The sequence below is a fragment of the Intrasporangium sp. genome, assembly GCF_036566125.1.
Lineage (GTDB): Bacteria > Actinomycetota > Actinomycetes > Actinomycetales > Dermatophilaceae > Intrasporangium.
In genome coordinates, this window is sequence record NZ_DATCWX010000296.1 from 1 (window position 1) to 5976 (window position 5976).

Annotated in this window: 5 protein-coding genes and 1 pseudogene; 5 read left to right on the plus strand and 1 reads right to left on the minus strand. The window is 68.2% G+C overall.

Going from position 1 to position 5976, the window contains the following annotated elements; all coding sequences use genetic code 11:
• Positions 1–60 precede the first annotated feature (60 nt).
• Positions 61–663, minus strand: coding sequence for an HdeD family acid-resistance protein (locus tag VIR15_RS17725; protein WP_331930163.1), 603 nt, complete (start codon positions 661–663; stop codon positions 61–63).
• 181 nt (positions 664–844) lie between these two features.
• On the opposite strand from VIR15_RS17725, the gene VIR15_RS17730 reads away from it, so the two are divergent.
• The 5 genes and pseudogenes from VIR15_RS17730 to VIR15_RS17750 all read left to right on the plus strand — a co-directional run.
• Complete coding sequence (locus tag VIR15_RS17730) at positions 845–1276, plus strand: OsmC family protein (protein ID WP_331930165.1); 432 nt, start codon at positions 845–847, stop codon at positions 1274–1276.
• A gap of 188 nt (positions 1277–1464) precedes the next feature.
• Positions 1465–3297 carry a methionine--tRNA ligase gene (metG, locus tag VIR15_RS17735; RefSeq protein ID WP_331930167.1) on the plus strand — a complete coding sequence of 611 codons (1833 nt, stop codon included), beginning with the start codon at positions 1465–1467 and terminating at the stop codon, positions 3295–3297.
• On the plus strand, positions 3294–4148 hold the full coding sequence (locus VIR15_RS17740; RefSeq protein WP_331930169.1) for a TatD family hydrolase: 855 nt from the start codon (positions 3294–3296) through the stop codon (positions 4146–4148). Before metG ends, VIR15_RS17740 begins: the two co-directional genes overlap by 4 nt.
• 229 nt (positions 4149–4377) lie before the next feature.
• The gene (locus VIR15_RS17745; RefSeq protein ID WP_331930171.1) at positions 4378–5520 is read left to right on the plus strand and encodes a resuscitation-promoting factor; all 1143 of its coding nucleotides are present in this window, start codon (positions 4378–4380) and stop codon (positions 5518–5520) included.
• A gap of 275 nt (positions 5521–5795) precedes the next feature.
• Positions 5796–5976, plus strand: a pseudogene (locus VIR15_RS17750) (16S rRNA (adenine(1518)-N(6)/adenine(1519)-N(6))-dimethyltransferase); the annotation flags it as partial.

Sequence of the window (5976 nt, forward strand, 5' to 3'; positions counted from 1 at the left end):
GTCAGGTGTGGTGCTCACCCCGCCATCCTGCCGTGCCGATCATCCCCCTCGGCGCGACGTTCACGTGGCCGGTTGGCTGTCCTCCTCGGTCGCCCGATACAGCTCGTTGATGCCACGTCGAGCGATCATGGCCGCAATGATGAGCGCGATCCCGCTGGCGATGGAGAGCACCCCGACGGCCCACAGGATGGCGAGGATTCCGCGAGTGGGGTTGCCGAACAGGAGGATCGCGCCGAGGACGATGGCCAGGGCGCCGGCCACCGTGTGCCACCACCAGCGCGGCCGACCGAGCCTGCGCAGCTCGAGCGAGCCGGCGATCTCCATGACGCCACTGAGGATCGCCCAGAGCGCCACCAGCCAGAGCAGGACGATGGCCGTGATGCTCGGCCAGAACACGGCGATGATGCCGGCGATGATGGCCAAGGCGCCCTGGAGGAAGATCAGCCATCGGCCCCGCTCGCCCTTGGCCTGGACGCCGAGCACGATGTCGAGGATTCCGTCGAGAAGCGAGAAGACCGCGAACAGGACCACGAAGACCACGACCGTTGCCTTGGGCCAGGCGAGCACGGCGATCCCGAAGAGGATGGCGAGGATGCCGCGGAGCAGCACGAGCCACCACAGGGTCTTGAGGACGGAGCGAGCCTCGTAGGGTGAGTCCGACATCGATCTGCCTCTCCACGCCTGGCGCTGCCCCCTTGGTCGAGCGCCTCGACCTCATCATGGCGCGGTTCGGTGCTGCATGCCACGACCGACCCTTGCCTTCCACAGAGGGTCGCGCAATGGTGGGAGGGCGGCTCCTCCACATCGAATCGCCGCGAACCTGAATCGAAGACAAGGAGTGCTCATGTCAGCCACGCGCACGGCATCCGCCCACTGGGAGGGCGACCTCTTCACCGGGAACGGGCAGGTCAGCCTCGAGTCCTCAGGGATCGGCACCTACGACGTGACGTGGGCGGCCCGGACCGAGCAGCCGGGCGGCAAGACGAGCCCTGAGGAGCTCATCGCGGCCGCGCACTCCGCGTGCTACAACATGGCGTTCTCCAACGGCCTCGCCAAGGCGGGCACTCCACCCACGACGCTCGACACGACAGCCGCGGTGACGTTCGTACCCGGCACGGGCATCACCGAGATCAAGCTGAGCACCGTGGGGTCGGTGCCCGGGATGTCGGCCGAGGACTTCCAGAAGGCCGCCGAGGAGGCCAAGGATGGCTGCCCGGTGAGCCAGGCCCTCAAGGCCGTGCCGTCGATCACGGTCGAGGCCCGCCTCGCCGACTGACCCCCGCCGCCCACTGATCGAGTGAACACGATTCGGGCCCAAAAAGCTGTTCACTCGATGGGGCGACTGGGCGGGGGCGCTGACGTCGCGGGCGTGCGGGAGCGAGCCCAGCGGCATACGGCATCGTCGGCGGAGCCGCCGCGACACGGGAACGCAGTCGAGGACCCGGCCACCTTAGGATCAGGCCCATGAGCAAAGTCCTGTCTGCTGTCGCCTGGCCGTACACCAACGGCCCGCGCCACATCGGCCACGTGGCCGGATTCGGCGTGCCCTCCGACGTCTTCAGTCGGTACATGCGGATGGCGGGACACGACGTGCTCATGGTCTCGGGCACCGACGAGCACGGCACGCCGATCCTCGTCCTCGCGGAGAAGGAGGGGTTGTCCGCCCAGGAGGTCACCGACAAGTACAACCGCGTCATCGCGACCGACCTGACCGACCTCGGCCTGTCCTACGACCTGTTCACCCGCACGACGACGGCGAACCACTACGCGGTCTCCCAGGAGCTGTTCACCGGCAACTGGCGCAACGGCTACATGATCGAGCAGACGACGAAGGGCGCGATCAGCCCGTCGACCGGCCGCACGCTGCCCGACCGTTACATCGAGGGCACTTGCCCGATCTGCGGCTACGGCGAGGCGCGCGGCGACCAGTGCGACAACTGCGGCAACCAGCTCGACGCCGATGAGCTGATCAACCCGCGGAGCAAGATCAACGGCGAGACACCGGAATTCGTCGAGACGCAGCACTTCTTCCTCGACCTGCCGGCGCTCGCGGGCGCGCTGGGGGAGTGGCTCGACGGGCGGGAGGCGTCCGGGACGTGGCGGCCCAACGTCATCAAGTTCGCCCGCAACCTGCTCGACGACGTGCGGCCGCGGGCCATGACGCGCGACATCGACTGGGGCATCCCGATTCCCCTGGAGGGGTGGGAGGAGAACACCCACAAGCGGCTCTACGTCTGGTTCGACGCCGTCGTCGGCTACCTGTCCGCATCGATCGAGTGGGCACGTCGGGTCGGCGAGCCCGAGCGGTGGCGCGAGTTCTGGGACGCGACGCAGGACGACCCGCCAGTGAGCTACTACTTCCAGGGCAAGGACAACATCACCTTCCACGCGCAGATCTGGCCGGCGGAGCTGCTCGGCTATGCCGGCCGGGGCGACAAGGGTGGCGAGCCGGGGCCGTACGGCGTCCTGAGCCTGCCCACCGAGGTCGTGGCGTCGGAGTTCATGACAATGGAGGGCAAGCAGTTCTCGACGTCGCGGGGCCACGTCATCTACGTCCGTGACGTCCTCGAGCGCTACGGGCCCGACCCGCTGCGCTACTTCATCTGTGCCGCGGGGCCGGAGAACCAGGACAGCGACTTCACGTGGGCGGAGTTCGTCCAGCGCAACAACAGCGAGCTCGTCGCCGGATGGGGCAACCTCGTCAACCGCACCGCATCGATGATCGCGAAGAACTTCGGACAGATCCCCGCGGCGGGGCGTCTCGAGCCGGTGGACGAGGCGTTGCTCGACACGGTGCGCGGTGCCTTCGCGACGGTCGGTGGCCTCATCGAGCGACAGCGCTTCAAGCAGGGGATCGGCGAGGTGATGCGCGTCGTCGGCGAGGCGAATCGCTATGTCGCCGAGACGGAGCCGTTCAAGTTGAAGGGTGACGACGAGCAGGAGCGGCTCGGGACCGTGCTCCACGTGCTGGCGCAGGCGGTCGTGTCGATCAACACGCTGACGGCTCCGTTCCTGCCGCATGGCGCCAACCGCGTGCACCGGGTCATGGGCGGCCAGGGCGGCTTCGTGCCGATGCCGGTGCTCGAGGAGGTGACCGACCTCGACGACGGCCGGCCCTATCCGGTCATCACCGGCGACTACTCCGGGACGCCGCGGTGGGAGTACCAGCCGGTCGTCGTGGGGACGCCGATCGCGAAGCCGACGCCGGTCTTCACCAAGTTCGACCCGTCGGTCGTCGAGGAGGAGATCGAACGAATGCGCCGAGAGGATGAGGGCGAGGCGGGCGCCAGCGCATGAGCCCGCACTCGTCGTCCCGGCAGGGGCTGCCGACGGCTCCGGATCCGCTGCCGATCGACGTCGTCGACAACCACGTCCACCTCGACATCGGCCGTGACGGCGCCGAGCCGCTGGACGTCGCCGAGGCGGTCGCGCGAGCTCGTGCGGTGGGCGTGAGCCGCCTCGTCCAGGTGGGCTGCGACCTCGATGCCATCGACTTCACCATCGACGCAGTCGAGCGGTTTCCCGAGGTGCTTGGAGCAATCGCTCTGCACCCCAACGAAGTGCCCAGGCTGGCTGCCGCTGGGACGTTGCCAGCGGCATACGACGCGGTGGAGCGTGCGGCCGGCCATGAGCGGGTCCGCGCCGTCGGTGAAACCGGGCTCGACTACTTCCGTACGGGGCCCGACGGCGTGGCCGTCCAGCAGGACGCCTTCCGCTGGCACATCGACCTCGCCAAGCGTCTCGGCAAGGCCCTGCAGATCCACGACCGTGACGCCCACGAGGACGTGCTGCGAGTCCTCGACGAGGAGGGGGCGCCGGATCGGACGGTGCTGCACTGCTTCTCGGGGGACCTGTCGACGGCGCGCGAAAGTGTCGAGCGCGGCTACTACCTGTCGTTCGCCGGGACGGTGACGTTCAAGAACGCCCGGACGCTGCGTGACGCCCTGACCGTGACGCCGCTCTCGCAGCTGCTCGTGGAGACCGATGCCCCGTACCTGACACCGTCCCCGCACCGCGGCGCCACCAACGCGTCCTACCTTGTGCCACATACCATTCGGGCCATGGCCAGTGTCCTCAACGTCGACGTGCCGACCCTCTGCCGGGCGGTCTCCGAGAACTCCGAGAGGGTCTACGGACCCTGGTCGTAACGGTTGTCGAGACCGTTGTCCCCAACCCCTACGCGAGGTTATGGGTCATCCACAGGAACGTTATCGGAATTTGACCATCGAGGACTTGATCATTCAGTCTGGATGACTGTTGGCCGGATGCCGCCCCGCATCGGACCCTCATCGAGGCCCCTCGCGAACGTCCCCGAGACAGCCCTCCGAGGTGATCCGAGAGCGCGTGTCACCCGGGGAGTACGACGTTCGGAGAATAGTGATTTCGCGCAACTTACAGGTCATCGCCGGTGCCGGCGCCGCCCTGCTGCTCACCGCCGGTGGCGTGGGGGCAGCTCAGCTCGACAAGGCGGTGAACCTGTCCGTAGACGGCACGTCCACCGCGACCCACGTCTTCGGCAGCACGGTCGGTGACCTGCTCGAGAGCGAAGGCATCACGGTCAAGGACGGAGACGTCGTCTACCCAGCAGCCGACGCGTCTCTTTCCGACGGTGACACCGTCACCGTCAAGTACGCCCGCACGCTGAACCTCACGATCGACGGCACGAAGAAGCAGATCCGCACGACCGAGACCACGGTCGACGGCGCCCTGCTCGCCCTGGGTCTGCGCAGCGACGCGGCCCGGATCTCGGTCTCGCGGTCGCAGGCGATCGGACGCCAGGGTCTCGACCTCACGGTCGTCACGCCCAAGCCGGTGACCGTCGTCGCCGACGGCAAGACCACGACGAAGACGGTGACCGCTGCCACCGTCGCCGAGGCCCTCGGCCAGCTCCGCGTCGGCTTCGACTCGAATGACAAGGTGACGCCCGCGGCCGCGACCCCGCTCAAGGCGGGCATGAAGGTCGTCGTTCAGGACGTCACCACGAAGACGAGCACCCGGACGGAGTCCGTCGACTACAAGACGGTCCGCACCCAGACCTCGGCCCTCTACGAGGGCACGACCAAGGTCAGCAAGCAGGGTGCCAACGGCGTGCAGACCATCACCGAGCGCGCCACGATCATCGACGGCAAGGTCACCAAGAAGGAGCGCGTCTCCGCCAAGGTCACCAAGGCTCCGGTCAACAAGGTCGTCCTCGTCGGCACGAAGGAGCGTCCGAAGCCAGCTCCGGCCCCGACCTCGACGAGCACGTCGGACTCCGGTAGCACGTCGGGCGGCGCCCTCAACCTGGCCCGCTCCGACATGTGGGACCGGGTCGCCCAGTGCGAGTCGGGTGGCAACTGGTCCATCAACACGGGCAATGGCTACTACGGCGGCCTGCAGTTCTCGTACAGCACGTGGCTCGCCTACAACGGCGACGACTTCGCGCAGCGCGCCGACCTGGCATCGCGTGCGGAGCAGATCACGGTCGCGAACCGGGTCTACGCCGACAACGGCCTCGCGCAGTGGGGCTGCAAGGCCTGATTGGCCGAATCCACTGACGACACCGCAAGGGCCCTCGACCACGAGCTGGTCGGGGGCCCTTCGTGTGGGCCAGCCTGGGCGGCGGGACGCCGACAACTGCGCCGCGGTTGGAATGCAGGTGCTCCGTCGGCCTTCGGAGCGGCGACAAGCAACCCCTGGCGCACTCGTCGACGCGGTCTCCGCCTTCGGTGGCGATGGGCAGGCCGCCTTCCTGCAATGGTGTCGACAGCACGGCGCAAACCCGTGCCTCACCGGGCTACCCATAGGGTGAGGCAATGACGAAGGAGCGGGCCGCGGGCTCCGCGGAGTCGGCGCAAGGAGCCGGTGCCGCCCTCCTCGGACCCGCCCAGATCCGCGACCTCGCGCAACGGCTCGACCTGCGCCCCACCAAGCAGTGGGGGCAGAACTTCGTGGTCGACGCCAACACGGTCCGCAAGATCGTGCGCGTCGCCGGGG